Source organism: Polaromonas sp. P1_G1 (assembly GCF_056405595.1).
Map to the genome: position 1 here is coordinate 1 of NZ_JBFUBU010000242.1, position 403 is coordinate 403.

General features: G+C 62.5%; 1 protein-coding gene. It reads right to left on the reverse strand.

The annotated features are described in order from the left end of the window. A partial coding sequence (locus tag AC1D1Y_RS26670) for a phosphotransferase (RefSeq protein WP_477684994.1) occupies positions 1–347 on the reverse strand: 347 nt, incomplete at its 3' end. Between the last annotated feature and the right edge of the window lie 56 nt (positions 348–403).

The following is a 403-nucleotide window of genomic DNA, read 5'->3' on the forward strand; positions in this document are numbered from 1 at the left end:
GTGAATGCGTCTCGTGCAGTCGTTCCCGAATTCGGGAGTCGGAGGAAGTCGAAACGCTCACACGGCTTGTCGATGGCGTGCAATTGAGCCAGGACGTCGACCGAGCTGCGCTGGAGGGTTTTTCGCTGCTCGGGGGACGCTTCGGTGACCCACGATCCGAAGTTGTACGGCATGACGTCTGGCGGCACGTCGCCGGAGATTCGTTCCATCACGAAGAACGGCGCACCCAACGCGTCCGGGTCGGATTCTGACCAGTACACCGCGGGTACGGGCACCGCCGAGTGCTCGCGCACCTGAGCCATGGTGTGGAACTGGGATTCGAGGTCGTAGGTCGGAAACACCGGCATAGTCGATTCCGTCGGTGCCACCCGAGCGACCAAGGGATGATGATCGCCGTCCCAGG